This window comes from Clostridium sp. E02 (assembly GCF_003833015.1).
GTDB lineage: Bacteria > Bacillota > Clostridia > Lachnospirales > Lachnospiraceae > Lacrimispora.
In genome coordinates this window covers 1-404 of the sequence record NZ_RJLQ01000079.1, presented here as the reverse complement: position 1 = coordinate 404, position 404 = coordinate 1, and the positions used below count along the sequence as shown (strand labels likewise).

Here is a 404-nt window from a genome sequence, read left to right as displayed (position 1 = left end):
GGCCAGCACGTCGCCCTTGGTCACGCGGCCGTCCTTGCCGGTGCCGGCCACGGCCGACACGGACAGGTTGTTGTCGGCCAGCAGCTTGGCGGCGGCCGGCATGGCCACGTCGCCCTTGGAGCCGCCCGCGGCGGGAGCCGCTTCGGCCGCGGCGGCCGCCACGGCGGGTGCCTGGGCGGCGGCGGTCGGAGCGGACTGCGCGGGCGCAGCGGCCGCGCCGGCCTTGCCTTCGGTATCGATCTTGGCGATGACCTGGTCGGCCACCACGGTGGCGCCGTCGCCTTGCACGATCTCGGCCATCACGCCGGCGGCCGGCGCGGGCACTTCGAGAACCACCTTGTCGGTCTCGATCTCGATCAGGATCTCATCGATGGCGACGGCCTCGCCGGCCTTCTTCTTCCAGG

General features: G+C 73.8%; 1 protein-coding gene. It reads right to left on the bottom strand.

All coding sequences use genetic code 11. The features are described from left to right. The coding region (locus tag EFT72_RS19020) for a biotin/lipoyl-containing protein (protein WP_206426694.1) at nt 1-404 on the bottom strand (404 nt) is incomplete at both ends.